This is a genomic window from Amycolatopsis rifamycinica (assembly GCF_000695625.1).
Classification (GTDB): Bacteria; Actinomycetota; Actinomycetes; order Mycobacteriales; family Pseudonocardiaceae; genus Amycolatopsis; species Amycolatopsis rifamycinica.
Genome location: NZ_JMQI01000073.1, coordinates 23,308 through 37,977, shown reverse-complemented (window position 1 = coordinate 37,977; position 14,670 = coordinate 23,308). Strand labels below are relative to the sequence as shown.

Genomic DNA, 14,670 nt, shown 5'->3' with positions numbered 1-14,670 from the left:
ACACAGTGAGGTCGGTGAACAGCATGGGCGAGCCCGCTCCCCCGGTCACCCTCGGCCGCAGGCCGAAGCCGAGGGAAAGCCGCCCGTCCGCGCCACGGCCGACGGTGAGCCGGCGCCGGGAGGTCAGTCACGCCAGCGCGCGGTCGCTGCTGATGACCGTCCTCGGCGAGTACGCGCTGCCGCGGGACAAGCCGGTCTGGACGTCGATGCTCGTCGAGGTGCTCGGCATCCTCGACGTCGAGGAGAAGTCGGCGCGGCAGGCGCTGGCCCGCTCCGCCGCCGAGGGCTGGGTCGTCTCCGAGCGCGTCGGGCGCCGCGTGCGCTGGTCGCTGACGCCGCCGGGGCGCCGCCTGCTGACCGAGGGCGCCGACCGGATCTACGCATTCGGCCGCGAGGAACGCCACTGGAACGGGCAGTGGCTGATGCTGATCGTCTCGGTGCCGGAGGCCAAGCGCGACCTGCGCCACCGGCTGCGCACCCGGCTGACCTGGGCGGGCTTCGGCTCACCGGTCGCCGGGGTCTGGGTGAGCCCGGACCTGTCCCGGCAGCGGGAGGCCCAGCAGATCGTCAGCGAGCTCGGCCTCGACGCGCAGGCGATGTCCTTCACCGCCGCGTACGGCGAGGTCGGCGAGCAGGAGTCCATGGTCGCCCGGTCCTGGGATCTGACCGAGCTGAAGGACCGCTACGAGGACTTCATCGACCGGTTCACCGGCCTGCACCCCACGGGCGGCCGCGCGGTGCTGCGCGCGCAGACCGAGCTGGTCCACGAGTGGCGGCGGTTCCCGTTCCTCGACCCGCAGCTGCCGGCCGAGCTGCTGCCGGCGAAGTGGAGCGGCACGAAAGCGGCGGAACTGTTCCATCACAAACACGTCGACTGGCGCCCCGAGGCCCAGCAGTATTGGGACGACATCGTCGAAGCCGAAGAAGCAGGGTGACCATGACCGAGCAGGCCCGCCTCGATCGTGACGGCGGGCTCGCCGTCCTGACCGTCGACGCTCCGCCGTTGAACCTCTACACGGCTTCGCTGCAGGCGTCGCTCGCCTCGGCGATCGGCGAGCTGGAGGCCGAACCCGCGCGGGCACTGCTGATCCGCGCCGAAGGCAAGATCGTCAGCGGCGGCGTGGACGTCTCGCTGTTCGACGCCCAGGGCTCGCCCGCCGAGGCCAAGGTGCTGTTCGACGAGATGCTGGCGGTGCCGGACAGGATCGCGGCCCTGCCGTTCCCGACGGTGTTCGCCGCGCACGGCCTGTGCCTGACCTGGGCGTTCGAAGTGGCTGTGGCCTGCGACGTCATCCTCGCGGCGGAGCGCGCGAAGTTCGGCCTGGTCGAGAAGGTCGTCGGCCTGACTCCGACGATGGGCGGCACCCAGCGGCTCGCGGCGCGCGCAGGCATCGGGCGCGCCAAGGAGTTCGTGATGACCGGCGACACCTACGACGCGGCGACGCTCGAGCGCTGGAACGTCGTCAACCGTGTGCTGCCGGACGAGGGCTTCGACGACGCGGCGCGGTCGTTCACGCGGCGCCTGGCCGAGGGACCGACTCGCGCCCACGCGGCGACCAAGCGCGTCCTCGACCACTTCGCCGCCGGCGGCGTCCCCGAGGCGAACGCCCACATCACGACGATCGCGGCCGAGCTCTTCGAGACCGAGGACCTGCGCAGCGCCGTGAAGTCGTTCCTCGCCGACGGACCGGGCAAGGCGACGTTCTCCGGGCGTTGACCGCGTCCCGCACGGATTCAGCCCGCTGAACACGTCTGTTCAGCGGGCTGAACGCTTTCCTTGGGACACAAGGAAAAGCTTGACCACTTGTGGTCTGGACCATGACACTGGGTCGGCGCGCACCCCAAGACACCGTCGTCTCGAGGAGAGCCATGTCCCGCTTCCGCAAGGTCCTCGCGTTGGTCCCCCTGCTCCTGGGGCTGACGGCCACCCCGGCGCCCGCGGCCCCGGCGACGTTCACCCACCCGGGCGTGCTGGTGAGCCGTCCCCAGCTGGACTTCGTCAAGGCCAAGGTGAACGCCGGCGCCCAGCCGTGGAAAGCGGCGTACGACCAGGCACTGGCCAGTCCCTACGCATCCTTGTCGCGAACCCCGAAGCCGCGCGCGGTGGTCGAATGCGGCTCGTACTCGAACCCGAACTACGGCTGCACGGACGAGCGCGAAGACGCGATAGCGGCGTACACGGACGCGCTGATCTGGTACATCACGGGCGACACGCGTTACGCGCAGAAGGCGATCGCACTGATGGACGCGTGGTCGGCGGTGATCACGAGCCACACGAACAGCAACGCCCCGCTGCAGACGGGCTGGGCGGGATCGTCGTGGCCGCGGGCGGCGGAGATCATCAAGTACACGTATTCGAGCTGGCCGAACTCGGGCCGCTTCGCGACGATGCTGCGCGATGTGTACTTGAGCAAGGTCATCAACGGCACCAACAACAACGGCAACTGGGAACTGTCCATGATGGAGGCCGCGGTCGGCATCGCGGTGTTCCTGGAAGACAGGACGAGCTACGACAAGGCGGTAACGCGCTACCGCAACCGCGTCGCGGCGTACGTGTATTTGTCCACGGACGGCGCACTCCCGAAGACGGTCCCCGGCAGCGGCCTCACCTCCCGGGACCAGATCGTGAGCTATTGGCAGGGCCAGTCGACGTTCGTGGACGGCCTGACCCAGGAAACCTGCCGCGACCTCACCCACACGGGCTACGGAATAGCGGCGATAGCGGACGTGGCGGAGACGCTCCGCATCCAGGGCGAGGACGTGTACGGAACGGACGTGGGCACGCGCCTCCGTCAGGCACTGGGCTTCCAGTCGAAGTACCAGCTGGGCGCGGCGGTGCCGTCGTGGCTGTGCTCGGGCCACTTGAACCTGGGCCTCGGCCCGGTGACGGAGGTGGGCTTCAACGCGCTGAACACGCGCATGGGCATCGCGATGACGAACACGCAGACGCTGACGGAGCGCCAGCGCCCGGCGGGCTCGAACAACTTGTTCGTCGCATGGCAGACCCTGACCCACGCCGCCAACCCGGCATGATCTGGTGGCCCTGACCTGTTCCCGCAGGTCAGGGCGACTATGGACCCTGCTTGCAGAGGCGTTCCGAGGGCACGCTAAAGTACTTCTCACGCACTCAGGGAGTGCGGGTCCGGGCTGTGGCGCAGTTTGGTAGCGCACTTGACTGGGGGTCAAGGGGTCGCAGGTTCAAATCCTGTCAGCCCGACCGGATCGGCCACGTTCACGCAAGTGAGCGTGGCCTTTTTCGTTTCCGCCCGCAGCTCGCCCGGGCAGCTCAGATCCCACCCTCAAGCGGGCGCGACGACCCCGGCAACGACGCGACCACGACAGCATCGATAAACCCGATTGCCCGATGAATTCGGCAAAACTACCCACATTCCAGTTCCCCGCAAATGGTACTGAAGAGAATACCCGCAGCGCTGCCACCACGGGATAAATACCGTCATCCATTCACCGCAAATCCACCCGAATGCCGCTGTTCTTCCCCACGTTCCTCCTTAGGCTTTCCCAAGAGACCTTCGGACGAAGCAGGAGCTATTCATGCCGACGAAAAACCTTCCCAAGACGATTCGGCACGCGTTCACCGCGGCCGCGGTGCCCGTGCTCGCAGCGGCGGCGCTGACAGCCCTCGCGCCGCCGGCGTCCGCGGACAATCCCGCCTGCCCCGCCGACCGGGTTTGCCTGTTCCGCAACAGCTACTTCTCCGGCGGACGCTACGTCGATGACGGGCAGATCCTGCGGCTGTCCCTGGCGCGCTACGACAATGGTGGCAGCGTCGACAACTCGGCGAGTTCGGTGATCAACAACACCGGCCGGCCGTTCCAGCTCCACGAGCGGTACTACGTCCCGTGCCAGGGGCCGACGCTGTTGGTCGGCGCGCACACCGAGTACGCCGATTTCTCCACCGTCTACGTCGACTACCCGAACAACACGAAGACCTTCAACGACATGGTCAGCTGCCTGGTCGGCCTTCCGTCGTAACGTCGGATTCGCTCAGCAGTCGGAGTGCGCCGGCTTGCCCGCGAACCGGTCGGCCAGGTACTTCACGACGTCGCCCGCGGAGAACGCCAGCGTTGTCACGTGCTCGCCGAGGTAGGTTCCCCACTTGACGTCGACGCCGGCCGCGCAGTATTCGCGTCGCAGGGTTTGGGCCTGGGACAGGGGGATGATCTCGTCGAGGCTGCCGTGGAACAGGAAGACCGGTGCCTGCGGCGGGTGGGCCCCCAGTTCGTTCTCGGCCAGCCGTGCCTGCCACTTCGCCGTGGTCAGCGGGTTCGACGTCGTGTAGTCGGCGATGTGGCCGAACGCGTAGCCGAACACCGCGTCGACGCACGCGTCCTGCTGGGTCGCGTACAGCGTGCGGCCGCGGTCGTTGAGGTAGGCCGGCAGATTCAACTCCGGGTACGCCGCGTCCAGGCCGAGGGACGCCAGCAGCAGGAACCCGAAGCCGACGCCGCCGTCGAGGTTCTTGGCCACCACGTCCAGGTTCGCCGGCGTGCCGCCGGCCGTGATGCCGGCGACATGCAGCTCCGGTGCGTACGACGGCGCCAGCTCGCCCGCCCAGGCCGCTCCCCCGCCACCTTGGGAGTAGCCGGAGAACGCGACCGGCCCGCCGGGCGCCAGGCCGGCGGCCGGGAGCCGGGTGGCCGCGCGGGCGGCGTCGATCACCGTGTGGCCTTCCGAGCGGCCGACGACGTAGGTGTGCCGTCCCGGCGTGCCGAGGCCCTCGTAGTCGGTGATCGCGACGGCCCAGCCGCGGCTCAGCATGGCGTCGACGAACAGCGGTTTCTCGTAGTCCGGCTGGAACTTCGACGGCGCGCAGCGGTCGCCGATGCCGCGGGTACCGCTGGCCACCGAGACGATCGGGCGCGGGCCGGCGCCCGTCCACGGCGCCGCCGGCACGAGGACCCGGCCCGACACCGCGATCGGCGTGTCCGTCGCCGACCTCGACCGGTACAGCACGAGGTAGCCCTTGGCACCTCCGGAGTCCGGCAGCGGCCGCCACCGGACGACGTCGCCGTCGGCGCCGTCCGGCAGCGGGCTCGGGGGTGTGTAGAAGGCGTCGCCGTCCGGGCCGCGGGGCGGGTCGGCGGCCACGGCGCCCGCGGACACCGTGGACGACAGGGTGACGACGACGGCCAGCAGAACCGTCCAGAGGGACCTCTTGCGCACGGGAACTCCTCGTTGAGTCCGACTCGGGTTCAGAAGACGCGGTCGACGTCTTCGGCGATCAGGTGGTCCAGCGCGCGCTCGGCGAGGGCGGCGATGGTCATCGACGGGTTGCAGGCGGCGGTCGTGCCGGGCATCAAGGCGCCATCGAGCACGTAGAGGCCGCGGTGGCCGAGCACGCGCCCGTTCAGGTCGCAGACCGAGCCCATCGCCGCGCCGCCGAGCGGGTGCCAGGTGCTCGGCACGAGGGCGGTGGTGTCGAGCAGCACGCCGAGCGGGCCGGCGATGCGGGTGATCCGCTCGTGGATGCGGGCGCTCAGCTTCGCGTCGGTGTTCGCGGGCCAGTGCAGGACGGCGTCGTCCTTCGCCGCGTCGTAGACGAACCGGCCGCGGCCTTCGCTGATGCCGTAGCCGACGAGCATCGTGGTCCGCAGGTCCGGCAGCGGCGGCAGCGACGCCTGGATGACGGTGTTGGCCGTCGCGGGATCGTCCCACTCCTTGCTGCCGTAGACGACCGGGCCGCCCTGCGGGGCACCGAAGTCGTCGGCGAGGTTCGTCCAGGTGTAGATGCGGTCGCCGTTGCTGCCCCACCCGGTGCCGAGTGCGTCGGGCAGGTCGGGGATGTCGCCCTTCGCGCCCGCCCGCATCAGCAGCCGCGTCGTGTTCGCCGTGCCGGCCGCCATGACGAGCGCCTTCGCGGTCAGGACCTTCCGTTCGAGCACGGTCCCGGCGGTGTCGATGCGGTCGGCGCGGACCTCCCACCGGCCGTCCGGGGCCAGCGCGACGCCGGTGACGTTGTGCAGGCTCGCGACGGTGCAGCGGCCGGTGGCCTCGGCGGCCGCGAGGTAGGTGACGTCGACCGAGTGCTTGCCGCCGTTGTTCACCCCGAGCGCGCAGTCGCCGTTGGTGTAGGACGGCTTCATCTCGCCGTCGAGCTCGCGCAGCGCGAAGTTCCAGTCGATCGGCATCGGAATCTTCTCGACGGCATAGCCGGCGTTGCGCGCGTTGCGGGCGAAGATCCGGGACGCCTTGTACGGCGTGCTCTCGACGAGGGCGTCCGGAGCGGTGGCGATGCCGAGCATGGCGGCGACGCGCGGGTAGTACTCGGCGTCCAGCCGCGCGTAGTCGAGCTGTTCGGGGAAGCAGGCGTGGAACAGCTCGGCCGTCGGCTGCAGCGTCATGCCCTGGTAGACCAGCGATCCGCCGCCGACGCCTGCCGCGCACATCATGTTCATGCCCTGGCCGCTCACCTGCTCCAGCAGCCCGGTGTAGCGCTCGAACGGCGGCAGGGACGGCAGGCCCGGCAAGGCGGGCGCCGAGCCCAGCCAGAAGATCCGCTTGTCGGGGGCCGACGTCGGGTGCGGGAACGTCTCGGCGTCCGGCCCGGTCGGCCAGCGCCGGCCGCGTTCGAGCACCAGCACCGGCACGCCGGCCTGGGCGAGTCGCAGCGCGGTGACCCCGCCGCCGAACCCGGACCCGATGATCACGACCCGGTGCTCCTCCCGGGTGACCGGCACGCGGCCCGCTCCGAGCGCGGCGACGCCCGCGACGGCCACGGCACCCTGCAGAACGGTACGGCGGTTCAGGGTGCGCATGGGCGGGCTCCTCCGGCGGTGCTGGTGACTTTGGGTGACTGTAGGAACCCGAACCGAGAGATGGAACGGATTGCCCGTCTCACTACTCGCGAGTAGGGTGCCGTTCCATGCGCGCAGTGCGACCGTCCGCGGCCGTGCCCCAGCGCGTCGACGCCCGGCGCAACCGCGAAGCGATCCTCCGCGCCGCCGACGAAGCGTTCAGCGAAGACGCCGACGTCGCACTGGACGACGTGGCTCGCCGCACCGGCCTCGGCCGCGCGACCGTCTACCGCCACTTCCCCGACCGCACGGCGCTCGCCCTCGCCGTCGCCGCCCACCACCTCGCCGCGCTCAAGACGCAGGTCCGCGGCCGCGAGCCGTTCCGCGAACTGCTGCGATCGGTGCTCGCCATGCAGGCCCGGCGCCGCCCGCTCGTGCGGCTGTTCCGCGAGCTGCCGGAGCGCAGCCGGCGCCGGCACGCCGACGCCCTGGTCTCGCTGCTGCGCCCGGCGCTGGAGGCGGCCCAGCGCGACGGCACCGTGCGCCCGGACATCGAACCCGCCGACCTGGCCCTGCTGTTCGAGATGCACGAGGCGGCACTGGTGCCGGGACTGGTCACGCGCGAGCCGGCGGAGCGGCTGGTGCGGGTGTTCCTCGACGGCCTCGCCCACCACCGGAACCCCGCCGCGGACACCGGCTAGGTTCGCCGCCGGTTCCCCGTTGCCGGGGTCGTCAGCGCAGGGACGGCAGCCCGGCGGCCAAGGCGGCGAGCGCGCGCTTCAGCGTCGGGACGAAAGGCACGCACGCCGCGGCCAGGTCGGGGTTCTGGGCGTAGACCTCGCGCAGCGTCGGCGGCGGGTTCGCGGCCGGGTAGAGCATCCCCGCCAAGCCGCTGGCCGCCGCGACCAGCTCGAACCCCTCACCCTCGGTCAAGTCCGGGTGCGCCTGGGCGACCACCGCGCCGAGTTCGGCGACGGTGCCCAGCACCACCCGCTTGAAGTCGCGGGCGGCCTCGACCGAGACGTTGTGCTCCAGCGACGTCGCGGTGTGGCCCAGCAGGTCGCAGAACAGCGTCCGTTCGGCGAGCGTCTCGGCCAGCACGTCGAGGACGTCGTCCCCGGCCGCGAGCCGGCGGCCGACCTCGTCCGCCCAGTCGCGCCAGCACGCGGACGCCAGCTCGAGGTAGATCTCCTCGCGGGTGCCGAAGTAGCGGGTGACGTTGGACTTGGCCAGCCCCACGGCGTTGGCCACGCTGCCCAAGGTCACGTTGCGCACGCCGGATTCGAGGGCCAGCTCACGGGCCACCGCGAGGATGGCCGCGCGCCGCTGCTCCTTCTGCTCCGGCCGCCTGGCCCGCATGAACATCGACTGAGACATTTCTCAGCCATCATACGGTCCACTTAACAGAACAACGTCCTCTTGTTAAGAGAACGGCGTCCTGTTAGTTTGGCGAGATCCACCGCGAACGAAGGGGTCCATGTGGTCGAGGTGCGATTGCGGGTCAACGGGGTCGACGAGCTGCTCGATCTCCCACCACAGGTCAGCCTGCTCGACGCGCTGCGCGATCGGCTGGGGCTGACCGGCACGAAGAAGGGCTGCGACCAGGGCGCCTGCGGCGCGTGCACCGTGCTCGCCGACGGCGAGCGGATCAACTCCTGCCTCGCGCTGGCCGTGCAGTACACCGGCCGCGAGATCACCACCATCGAGGGCGTCGACGACCCGCTGCAGCGGGCGTTCGTCCGCAACGACGGCTTCCAGTGCGGTTACTGCACCTCCGGCCAGATCTGCTCGGCGATCGGGATGCTGGCCGAACACGCGGAGGGCGCGCCGAGCGCGGTCACCGAACACCTCGCCGGTCCCGGCGAACTGACCGACGCGGAGATCCGGGAGCGCATGAGCGGCAACCTGTGCCGCTGCGGCGCCTACAACGGGATCGTCCAGGCCATCCAGGAGGTCGCGCGATGAAGTCGTTCACCTACCTGAGCGCTCCGGACGTCGAGACGGCGCTCCGCGCGATCGCGACCGAGCCCAACGCGAAGTTCCTCGGCGGCGGGACGAACCTCGTCGACCTGATGCGGGAGGACGTCGAGCAGCCGGACGTGGTCGTCGACATCACCCGGTTGCCGCTGACCGGGATCGAACAGCTGCCCGGCGGCGGCCTGCGGATCGGCGCCCTGGTCCGCAACAGCAGGCTGGCGGCCCACGCGAGCGTCCGGACCCGCTACCCGGTGCTCGCCCAGGCCGTCCTCAACGGCGCTTCGGCGCAGCTGCGGAACATGGCGACCGTCGGCGGCAACCTGCTGCAGCGGACCCGGTGCCTGTACTTCTACGACGGGGCGGCCGCGTGCAACAAGCGCACCCCGGGCAGCGGCTGCGCCGCGATCGGCGGGTTCGCCCGCAACGCCGGCGTCCTCGGGGTCAGCGACCACTGCATCGCCACCCACCCCTCCGACATGGCGGTCGCGCTCGCCGCGCTCGACGCGACGGTCGAGGTGGAGAGCACGCGCGGCGTCCGCCGCATCCCGCTGACCGAGCTGCACCGCCTGCCCGGCAGCACGCCGCAGGTCGAGACCGCACTGGCCGCGGACGAGCTGATCACCGCCGTCGAGCTGCCCGCATTGCCGGTGGCCGCGCACTCCCGCTACCGCAAGGTGCGCGACCGCGCGTCCTACGCCTTCGCCCTCGTCTCCGTCGCGGCCGCGATGGAGACAGAAGACGGCGTCGTGACCGACGTCCGGCTGGCGCTCGGCGGCGTCTCCGCGAAACCGTGGCGGGCCCGCGAGGCCGAACGGATCCTGCTCGGCGCACCGGCGACCGAAGAGTCGTTCCACCGGGCGGCCGCGGCCGAGCTCGCGCCCGCGGCAGGCCGACCGGACAACACCTTCAAGATCGAGCTGGCGCAGCGCACGATCGTCGCGACGCTGCGCCGCCTGCTCACCGACGGGAGTGCGGCATGACCAGGACCCTGCCCGCGACGGCGACCGGCGGCCCGGTCGTCGGCCGGCCGATCGACCGGGTCGACGGCACGGCCAAGACCACCGGCGCCGCGCTCTTTTCGGCCGAGTACCCCCTCCCCGACCTGGCGCACGCGGCGCTGGTGCACTCGACCGTCAGCCGCGGCCGCATCACCGCGATCGAGACCGGGGCCGCGGCGGCCGTCCCCGGCGTCGTCGCGGTGCTCACCCACCTGAACGCTCCCCCGCTGAAACCGGCCCCGAAGGTGAGCCCGCTCAACCTCAGCACCCTGGTCTCCGGAACTTCGGTCGACTACCTCAACACCGACGAGGTGCACTGGGACGGCCAGCCGGTGGCGGTCGTCGTCGCCGACACCCTCGACGCCGCTCGCGAAGCCGCCGGGCTCGTCACCGTGACCTACGAAACTTTTCCGTCCACTGTGGACTTCGCGGCCGAGGAAAAGCACGCGAAGCCGCAGAAAAGCACCATGATCATGCCCGGCGGAGCGAAGAAGGGGGACGCCGAGGCCGCCCTCGCCGCGGCCCCGGTGGCGCTCGACCTGCGGTTCACCACGCCGACGCACCACCACAACGCGCTCGAGCCGCACGCGACCACCGCGGCCTGGGACGGCGACCGGCTGACCGTCCACGACGGCACGCAGAGCATCGACTGGCTCCGCACGCACCTCGCCCTGCGGTTCGGCGTCCCGGCCGCGAACGTGCGGGTGATCGCCCCCTTCGTCGGCGGCGGCTTCGGCGGCAAGGTCAATGTCTGGCCCGGCACGATCCTCGCCGCACTGGCGGCCCGCGCGACCGGACGGCCGGTCCGGCTGGCGCTCACCCGGGAAGGCGTCTACCGAACGGTCGGCGGGCGCACGCCGTCCACGCAGCGGGTCGCGCTCGGCGCCGGCACGGACGGCAGGCTGACCGCGCTCATCCACACCAGCGTGACGCGCACCGGGCGGGTCGGCGGCGGACCCGAGCAGGTGACGTCGCAGTCGAAGCACCTCTACGCGGCGGAAAACATCCTGGTGCAGCAGAACCTGGTCGAGCTGGACCTGCTCTCGAACACCTCGATGCGCGCGCCCGGCGAGTCGATCGGAACCTACGCGCTGGAGGCGTCGATCGACGAGCTCGCCTACCGGGTCGGCGTCGACCCGATCGAGCTGCGCATGCGGAACGAACCGGCGGTCAACCCCATCGACGGCAAGAAGTTCGCGCACCGGATGCTGCGTGAGGCCTACGCGCGGGGCGCCGAGCGGTTCGGCTGGGCCGACCGGACGCCCGAACCGGGATCGATGCGCGACGGGCGGTGGCTGGTCGGCATGGGCGTCGCGTCGGCCTACCACCCCTCCTGGCAGCTCCCCGCCAGCGTCACGGTCCGGTTTTCCGTCGACGGCACCGTCCTGGTGCGGTGCGGCTTCCACGAAATGGGCATGGGCGGCGCGACGGCGCAAGCGCAGATCGCCGCCGACGCACTGGGGGTGCCCTTCGAGGCGGTCCGGGTGGAGTACGGCGACTCCACGCTGCCGGTGAGCCCCGGCGCCGGCGGGTCCATGCAGACGGCGAGCATCGCCAACAGCCTGCTGGCCGCGTGCGAGAAGCTGAAGCGGGAACTGGACACGCTGGCGAAACGCTCGGGGGCGACCGGGATGAGCCCGACGACGATCCTGGCCAAGGCCGGCGTCCCGTCGGTCGAAGCCGCCGTCGGCTCCGACACCCGGTTCGGCCGGGTGGCCGGGCAGCTGAAGTTCATGGCGAAGTTCGTGCGCGACCAGCGGCGGTGGATGAAAGCCGCCTGCGGAGCCCAGTTCTGCGAGGTGCGCGTCGATCCGGACACCGGCGAGGTGCGGGTGTCGCGGTGGGTCGGGGTGTTCGACGTCGGCCGGGTGATCAACGCGAAGACCGCGGCCAGCCAGCTGCGCGGCGGGATCGTGATGGGCATCGGCATGGCGCTGGCCGAGGAGACCCTGGTCGACCCGCGCACGGGACGGATCATGAACCCGAGCCTCGCCGAGTACCACGTCCCGGTGCACGCCGACATCCCGCCGATCGACGTCGGCTACCTCGACGACCCGGACCCGACGATGCCGCTCGGCCTGATCGGCGTCGGCGAAGTGGGCATCACCGGCGTCGCGGGGGCGATCGCGAACGCGGTCCACCACGCCACCGGCAAGCGGATTTACGACCTCCCCATCACCCTCGACAAGCTGCTGTGAGACGGCTCGGGCCTGGGTGCGGGCGAATGCAGCTCCTCGCCCAGGACCATGCCGAGTACCTGGCCGGTCGCCGCCCGTCGATCCGGCCCGGTTCGTTAGGCACTACACGGCAGCGATCTCGAGCCGGACGAGATCCGGGTTGTAGCGCGCCAGCAGGTAGAAGGCCCGAGCCGCCATGGTCAAGCTGTCCAGCGATTCCAGGCCGCGGTCCATCGCGGCCGGCTCGAGGTCGGCGCGGGCGACTCCCCATCGCCGGGCGAACAGGTCGAGGATCTTCTCGGACGACAGGTCGTTCACGTGGCGCTCCTGGTGCTCGGTGAACACGCGGTCGTTGACCTCCCAGGCAAGCTGGACGATGGTGCGCGCGTCCTTCCAGGAAGGCCGGTCCCGCAGCCGCTGGATCGACAGTTCCTCCCAGGTCAGTCCGGGATTGACGCGGAAACTGCGGACGAGGAACGTGATCAGCTGCTCGGCCGGGCCCAGGGTGTCACGTTCGGTCCCGGTCAGCCATTGCGCGAGGAACCCGAGCCGGGCCGGATCGGCCGGGAGCCGGTAGAGACCGCGGTGCTCGCCGTGCCGGAGTGCGATGCGCGCCAGGGTCGCGTCGTCGCCGTCGGGCGGGATCGGCCCGCATTCCTCGGCGCACGCCGTCGCCAGCGCACGAAGGACGACCTCCCGGTGGAACCGGGGGTACTCCTCCGCGAACAGCTGGCAGGCACGCAGCGCTCCGAGGTGACCGTGGTGCGGGGAGTCGCCGATGTCGAGGCCCGACGCGGCGGTTTGCCAGAGGTAGAGGAAGGAGGTGCGGTTGACCGCGGGCACGGCGGACGGTGTGGAGTGCTCGCCGTGACTCGCCCGCTGCAGGGCGTCGAGCACCAGGAGTGCGTCATCGCGTTTCGGGTCGAGCCGGTGGGTGACGCAGTACTCACGCAACCGGCGAACCACGTCAGCGTCGATGCCCGCTTCCCGGCCGGCCGCGACGAGGCCGCCGTAGGAGCGGCGTCCGAACGGCCAGCCGGCCAGGGTGGCGACCAGCCGTGCCGCGGTCGCGCTGTCACAAACACCGTCTTCCACCGCCTGAGAAAGCGTGGCCCGCATGCACACCAGCGGTTCCGAGAGCGGCCGGTAGTCCTCCTCCGGCGTGCTGTGCAGCAGGGTGACTTCGTCGTCCGCCTCCAACCGTCCGTCGCGGTAGTCCGCGTAGATCCGGCCGACTCCTTCCATGCCGAAGCTATCCAGTTCAGCAGCGCGAAGCGCGCCCATGCTGGCGGCGCCGAGCACCCGGACACCCTCGCTCAGCAACGCCAGGATTTCCTTGTGCCGGACGGCGCCGACCTGGTGGAAGTAGCCGTCGACGATGCCGACCACGTCACCGGCGGCCAAGGACAGCCGCGGGAGGTCGCCCGCGGACACGGGTGGCAGCACCTCGACGGCCGGGTTGCGCACGAGTTCGGCGGCGTCCGGCAGACTCGGGCCGACGAAGAGGAGGCATCGGGGCATGATCGTCCGCTCTGCTGGAGGAATTCTCGTCAATGGTCTTGCAGGGCAGTTCCCGGACACACGACGTGCACCACCGGGATCGCGATGCCGGGTTGCGTCAGGTCGACGTACAAGGGGGCGTGACCGGTCACTTCTCTGATCCTGTCGGCGACGTGCGCCACTTCCTCGTCCAAAGTGGACAGTGGCGAGGACTCGACGGCGTCGAACGGAAGATCCGGTTCGCCCTGGCCGGCGAACGGCGGGGACTCCGAGGAGCGCCGGACGCCGAAGACGCGGGCCTCCCGGTACGGCGCCTTGCCGATGTCGTCCCGCGCCCCCGCGATGGCCGTGGCGCGCGATTGCGCCGCTTCGGTGAGGGCGCGTGACAGGGCGACCGCGGCGTCCAGGTGCGCACCGGCACCGGCGAACGTCGCCGGGAACGCGTCGCTCCAGATCCGTGTGTCGAACACCGGGATGCGGAACGGGTTGTCCAGGAAGCGCATGCGGACATGCACCCGGGCGGCACGGTACCGGTCCAGAAGCGCCGCCAGGCCGGCGTTGTGGATGGTCTCCGGATCCACCGCACGCGGTTGGCTCCCCGACCCCGCGCGCGCCATGGCATCGCGCTCGACGGTCTCGTACATGCCGTGCAGCAGCGCCTCGGCCAGGGTGTTCCCGCTCGCCAGCCCGTTGCTGCTGGCCCGGAAGAGCGGCGGGAGCCATCGCCGGTCGAACCGGTAGTCCAACCGAACCAGATCCGCCGGCACCAGGGACGCGGCGTTGCCGTCGACCAGGTGCGCCGTCCGCCAGGTCAGGGTCGCGTCCGGATTGAGGTAGTGCCGCCCGGTCAGGGGAAGGTCCCGCACGCGATAGCCGACCACGCGCTCCACCTCCTCGACCGTGCCCACCTGCGTCGGGGCCGGCAGCGGGTGCTCCGCGTGCCACAACTCGACCGCCTCCATGGCGGCGGAAACGCGGGCGAGTGTCTTGCTCATCCCTTTGCCCTGCGAGACCGACAGGGTGCGGGCGTTGGGCCGGACGGCCTGGAAAACCGGGATGCCGATCTCGTCGAGCCAGGTGACCTCCGCGACGCGGGTGATGCCGAGCCCAGGCAGCTTCGGCCTGATCCACTGCCACGTCTGTTCGGGGAGGCGGCTTCGATGCGTTCCGTCGAACACCACCTTGACCGAGCCCGGGTCGTCCCGGCCGGTGGTCGTTCCCCCGGCACGAGCCATCTGCCGTGTCATTTTCCTCCCATGCCGT

The 14,670-nt window shown here is 70.9% G+C and carries 13 protein-coding genes and 1 tRNA gene; 9 read left to right on the top strand and 5 right to left on the bottom strand.

The window, feature by feature from the left end; genetic code table 11:
• Nucleotides 1–23 precede the first annotated feature (23 nt).
• From DV20_RS35190 to DV20_RS35170, 5 genes are all read left to right on the top strand, one after another.
• On the top strand, nucleotides 24–935 hold the full coding sequence (locus DV20_RS35190; protein WP_084093829.1) for a PaaX family transcriptional regulator: 912 nt from the start codon (nucleotides 24–26) through the stop codon (nucleotides 933–935).
• A 2-nt stretch (nucleotides 936–937) separates the two neighbouring features.
• Nucleotides 938–1,717: an enoyl-CoA hydratase/isomerase family protein gene (locus DV20_RS35185; RefSeq protein ID WP_043787593.1), complete on the top strand. Its 780-nt coding sequence runs from the start codon at nucleotides 938–940 to the stop codon at nucleotides 1,715–1,717.
• 152 nt (nucleotides 1,718–1,869) lie between these two features.
• Nucleotides 1,870–3,033, top strand: a complete 1,164-nt coding sequence (locus DV20_RS35180; protein WP_043787591.1) for an alginate lyase family protein — start codon at nucleotides 1,870–1,872, stop codon at nucleotides 3,031–3,033.
• Between the two features lie 110 nt (nucleotides 3,034–3,143).
• A tRNA-Pro gene (locus DV20_RS35175) sits at nucleotides 3,144–3,217 on the top strand.
• A 335-nt stretch (nucleotides 3,218–3,552) separates the two neighbouring features.
• Nucleotides 3,553–3,993, top strand: coding sequence for a peptidase inhibitor family I36 protein (locus DV20_RS35170; RefSeq protein WP_043787590.1), 441 nt, complete (start codon nucleotides 3,553–3,555; stop codon nucleotides 3,991–3,993).
• 12 nt (nucleotides 3,994–4,005) lie between these two features.
• Here the strand turns inward: DV20_RS35170 and DV20_RS35165 are convergent, their stop codons facing one another.
• The gene (locus DV20_RS35165; protein WP_043787588.1) at nucleotides 4,006–5,184 is read right to left on the bottom strand and encodes a lipase family protein; all 1,179 of its coding nucleotides are present in this window, start codon (nucleotides 5,182–5,184) and stop codon (nucleotides 4,006–4,008) included.
• 29 nt (nucleotides 5,185–5,213) lie between these two features.
• Nucleotides 5,214–6,776, bottom strand: coding sequence for a GMC oxidoreductase (locus tag DV20_RS35160; RefSeq protein WP_043787587.1), 1,563 nt, complete (start codon nucleotides 6,774–6,776; stop codon nucleotides 5,214–5,216).
• A 107-nt stretch (nucleotides 6,777–6,883) separates the two neighbouring features.
• Between DV20_RS35160 and DV20_RS35155 the strand changes: the two genes are divergently transcribed.
• Nucleotides 6,884–7,456, top strand: a complete 573-nt coding sequence (locus DV20_RS35155; RefSeq protein WP_063607841.1) for a TetR/AcrR family transcriptional regulator — start codon at nucleotides 6,884–6,886, stop codon at nucleotides 7,454–7,456.
• A gap of 31 nt (nucleotides 7,457–7,487) precedes the next feature.
• On the opposite strand, the gene DV20_RS35150 is transcribed toward DV20_RS35155, so the two are convergent.
• Nucleotides 7,488–8,132: a TetR/AcrR family transcriptional regulator gene (locus tag DV20_RS35150; RefSeq protein ID WP_043787585.1), complete on the bottom strand. Its 645-nt coding sequence runs from the start codon at nucleotides 8,130–8,132 to the stop codon at nucleotides 7,488–7,490.
• Between the two features lie 102 nt (nucleotides 8,133–8,234).
• Between DV20_RS35150 and DV20_RS35145 the strand changes: the two genes are divergently transcribed.
• Genes DV20_RS35145 through DV20_RS35135 form a run of 3 tightly spaced genes read left to right on the top strand, consistent with a single transcriptional unit; the run spans nucleotide 8,235 to nucleotide 11,928 of the window.
• Nucleotides 8,235–8,720 carry a 2Fe-2S iron-sulfur cluster-binding protein gene (locus DV20_RS35145; protein ID WP_043787584.1) on the top strand — a complete coding sequence of 162 codons (486 nt, stop codon included), beginning with the start codon at nucleotides 8,235–8,237 and terminating at the stop codon, nucleotides 8,718–8,720.
• Complete coding sequence (locus DV20_RS35140) at nucleotides 8,717–9,712, top strand: FAD binding domain-containing protein (RefSeq protein WP_043787583.1); 996 nt, start codon at nucleotides 8,717–8,719, stop codon at nucleotides 9,710–9,712. Before DV20_RS35145 ends, DV20_RS35140 begins: the two co-directional genes overlap by 4 nt.
• Nucleotides 9,709–11,928: a xanthine dehydrogenase family protein molybdopterin-binding subunit gene (locus DV20_RS35135; RefSeq protein ID WP_043787581.1), complete on the top strand. Its 2,220-nt coding sequence runs from the start codon at nucleotides 9,709–9,711 to the stop codon at nucleotides 11,926–11,928. Before DV20_RS35140 ends, DV20_RS35135 begins: the two co-directional genes overlap by 4 nt.
• A 102-nt stretch (nucleotides 11,929–12,030) precedes the next feature.
• On the opposite strand, the gene DV20_RS43290 is transcribed toward DV20_RS35135, so the two are convergent.
• Nucleotides 12,031–13,428, bottom strand: coding sequence for a TfuA-like protein (locus tag DV20_RS43290; protein WP_051736256.1), 1,398 nt, complete (start codon nucleotides 13,426–13,428; stop codon nucleotides 12,031–12,033).
• A 29-nt stretch (nucleotides 13,429–13,457) separates the two neighbouring features.
• Nucleotides 13,458–14,585 carry a YcaO-like family protein gene (locus tag DV20_RS35125; protein WP_160169773.1) on the bottom strand — a complete coding sequence of 376 codons (1,128 nt, stop codon included), beginning with the start codon at nucleotides 14,583–14,585 and terminating at the stop codon, nucleotides 13,458–13,460.
• Nucleotides 14,586–14,670: the final 85 nt, after the last annotated feature.

Coding starts and splice junctions, on each gene's coding strand:
- DV20_RS35190 (WP_084093829.1), top strand. CDS start 24: ATGGGCGAGCCCGCTCCCCCGGTCACCCTCGGCCGCAGGCCGAAGCCG.
- DV20_RS35185 (WP_043787593.1), top strand. CDS start 938: ATGACCGAGCAGGCCCGCCTCGATCGTGACGGCGGGCTCGCCGTCCTG.
- DV20_RS35180 (WP_043787591.1), top strand. CDS start 1,870: ATGTCCCGCTTCCGCAAGGTCCTCGCGTTGGTCCCCCTGCTCCTGGGG.
- DV20_RS35170 (WP_043787590.1), top strand. CDS start 3,553: ATGCCGACGAAAAACCTTCCCAAGACGATTCGGCACGCGTTCACCGCG.
- DV20_RS35160 (WP_043787587.1), bottom strand. CDS start 6,776: ATGCGCACCCTGAACCGCCGTACCGTTCTGCAGGGTGCCGTGGCCGTC.
- DV20_RS35155 (WP_063607841.1), top strand. CDS start 6,884: ATGCGCGCAGTGCGACCGTCCGCGGCCGTGCCCCAGCGCGTCGACGCC.
- DV20_RS35150 (WP_043787585.1), bottom strand. CDS start 8,132: ATGTCTCAGTCGATGTTCATGCGGGCCAGGCGGCCGGAGCAGAAGGAG.
- DV20_RS35140 (WP_043787583.1), top strand. CDS start 8,717: ATGAAGTCGTTCACCTACCTGAGCGCTCCGGACGTCGAGACGGCGCTC.
- DV20_RS35135 (WP_043787581.1), top strand. CDS start 9,709: ATGACCAGGACCCTGCCCGCGACGGCGACCGGCGGCCCGGTCGTCGGC.
- DV20_RS43290 (WP_051736256.1), bottom strand. CDS start 13,428: ATGCCCCGATGCCTCCTCTTCGTCGGCCCGAGTCTGCCGGACGCCGCC.